This is a genomic window from Rhodoferax sp. RT5P35, assembly GCF_056521385.1.
Genome location: NZ_JBWMAX010000048.1, coordinates 1 through 1,982, shown reverse-complemented (window position 1 = coordinate 1,982; position 1,982 = coordinate 1). Strand labels below are relative to the sequence as shown.

Here is a 1,982-nt window from a genome sequence, read left to right as displayed (position 1 = left end):
CGATGTCGGCAGGGATGAAGTCGGCGCGCAGCACGCCTTTGGAAGGGCTGGCCTTTTTGATCTCGGCGATGACGGCAGCCTGTCCAGCGGCGATTTTTTTGCGCATGGCACCCACAAAGTCGCGGGTGAGTACGCGGGATTCTGCGTCGGCACGCATGTCTGCCAGGGAGGTACGGCGCATCGCGGCGGCGATCTCTGTGCGCTTGACGGTGATGATTTGTTCGAGGATGTCAGACATGGGAAGGCTCAGGCAGTTTCAGCAGGAATGCCCCGCATTATCCATCCCGCCCGTCAAGGCAGCTCGGCGCTGGCCATGCGGGCCACGATGGTGGAGGCGCGGCTGCCCAGGTAGCCGGATTTGGGCAGTTTTTCAAAATACTTGGGCCGGGGCAGCATCACCGCCAGCCGGGCGGCTTCATACGCGCTGAGGCGGGACGCGGGTTTGCGGTAATAGTGCTGCGCGGCAGCCTCAGCACCAAACACGCCTTCGCCCCATTCCACGTTGTTGAGGTAGATCTCGAGGATGCGCTGCTTGTCCAACACATGCTCCAGCACCATGGTCAGCACGAATTCCTGGCCCTTGCGCAGCAGTGTGCGTTCGCCCGACAGCAGCAGGTTTTTCGCCAGTTGCTGGGTGATGGTGGAGCCACCGATGACCTTGGGTGGTTTGACCGGCTTGGCTGTGGCAGCCGCTTTGGCCTTGGCCGGGGCGGCCAGTTTGGCTGCACGTGCCTCGGCTTTTTCGTTCTTTTCCCAGGCTTTTTCCAGTGCCTCCCAGTCCACGCCGTCGTGGTTGCTGAAGCTGCTGTCTTCCGAGGCGATGACGGCGCGTTTGAGGTTGTCCGAAATCTGGCTGTACGGCACCCATTCCTGCTTCCAGCGCAAGGATTTGTCTGGGCTGGTCAATAGCCGCCAGGCCTCCGAGCGCTCAAAGGCGGTGGATTGCGGGTCCACCACCAGCATCAGGGCGATGCGGCCCACAAAAAACAGTTGCAGCGCTAGCGCGGCAAAAACCGCCAGCAGCAGCCAGCGCAGCAGGGAGCGCATCGTGTCAGCCCAGGGTGGCGCGCAGCTCGGCCAGTACCTGCGCCGAAGGTGGGCGCACGCCGCGCCAGAGCAAAAAGCCCTCTGCCGCCTGCTCGACCAGCATGCCCAGGCCGTCGCGTGCAATGGCTCCGTGCGCGCGGGCCCAATCCATGAAACCGGCTGCCGCCGGGCCGTACATCATGTCCAGCGCCAGCGCGCCGGCTTGCAGCACGCTGGGCGACACCGGCACGCCTGCGCCGCTGAGGCTGCTGGCGGTGGCGTTGACTACCACGTGGTAAGGCGTTTGTACGGCGGCCAGCTCGGCGCTGTCAACCAACACGCCGTGGGCCTGGGCCAGTGCGGCGTGGCGTGCCACCAGGGCTTCGGCCTTGCCCAGGGTGCGGTTGGCTACGGTAATGCGGCGGGCCTGGGCGGCGATCAGCGGCCCCAGCACCCCGGCGGACGCGCCACCGGCACCGATCAGCAGCACATCGCGACCCGCCAGGGCCACCCCGGCATTGTTCTGGATGTCGTTGACCAGGCCTGCGCCATCGGTGTTGTCGGCATGGATGCCGCCATCGCGGAAGTGCAGGAAGTTGCTGGCCCCCGCCAGTTGGGCGCGCGGCAACAGGTGATCGGCCAGTGCGGCAGCCTCAAATTTGAAGGGCACGGTGATGTTGCAGCCCAGCCCGCCCTCGGCGCGGAAGGCGGCTACCGCCTGCGCAAAGCCGTCCAGCGGCACCAGGCGCTTGTCGTACTGCAGGCTGTGGCCCATCAACACGGCAAACCGGCTCTGGATCCACGGCGACCGGCTGTGTTCTATCGGGTTGCCCATCACGCAATAGCGGTCCATACACGTACTTTCTGTCTAAAAAAGGGGTCAGGGGGTGGTGCCACCCTTGGTTTCCAGCGTCTGGTCGCGGGTGAAGCGAAAGCGCGACACCACCACCAACTGG

Annotated in this window: 2 protein-coding genes and 1 pseudogene; all 3 read right to left on the bottom strand. The window is 64.9% G+C overall.

The window, feature by feature from the left end; all coding sequences use genetic code 11:
• Positions 1–238, bottom strand: a pseudogene (gene trpC / locus AC097L_RS23385) (indole-3-glycerol phosphate synthase TrpC); the annotation flags it as partial.
• A gap of 53 nt (positions 239–291) precedes the next feature.
• Positions 292–1,047, bottom strand: coding sequence for a transglycosylase domain-containing protein (locus AC097L_RS23380; RefSeq protein ID WP_479589136.1), 756 nt, complete (start codon positions 1,045–1,047; stop codon positions 292–294).
• A gap of 4 nt (positions 1,048–1,051) precedes the next feature.
• The gene (gene aroE, locus AC097L_RS23375; protein WP_479589135.1) at positions 1,052–1,879 is read right to left on the bottom strand and encodes a shikimate dehydrogenase; all 828 of its coding nucleotides are present in this window, start codon (positions 1,877–1,879) and stop codon (positions 1,052–1,054) included.
• Positions 1,880–1,982 lie beyond the last annotated feature (103 nt).

Coding starts and splice junctions, on each gene's coding strand:
- AC097L_RS23380 (WP_479589136.1), bottom strand. CDS start 1,047: ATGCGCTCCCTGCTGCGCTGGCTGCTGCTGGCGGTTTTTGCCGCGCTA.
- aroE (WP_479589135.1), bottom strand. CDS start 1,879: ATGGACCGCTATTGCGTGATGGGCAACCCGATAGAACACAGCCGGTCG.